Consider the following 286-nt stretch of genomic DNA (forward strand, 5'->3'; position numbering starts at 1 on the left):
CGGCGGGATCGCTATGGAAGATGGAAAGAAGGAATCCTGGGGATATCATGAGAAGGCAGCAGGGCCGGAAGCATTTGAAGCGCGGTTGAGAAGACTGACTAGTGCAGTGAACGGGATAAACGGCCTGGCAGGCTTCTGTTATACACAGCTCACCGATGTGGAACAGGAGACGAACGGGCTTCTGTTTGCAGACAGAACGCCGAAACTGGAGGTGGAACGGATCGCAGCATGTATGGCTGGGAAAGAGAAACAGAACGGGTAATTCGCAGGAAATGAAGAATATAAG

At 51.7% G+C, this 286-nt stretch carries 1 pseudogene; it reads left to right on the forward strand.

Going from position 1 to position 286, the window contains the following annotated elements:
- Positions 1-262 (forward strand): annotated as a pseudogene (locus tag NE473_RS32235) (hypothetical protein); the annotation flags it as partial.
- Between the last annotated feature and the right edge of the window lie 24 nt (positions 263-286).

The sequence above is a fragment of the Hungatella sp. SL.1.14 genome, assembly GCF_024460495.1.
GTDB lineage: Bacteria > Bacillota > Clostridia > Lachnospirales > Lachnospiraceae > Hungatella > Hungatella hathewayi.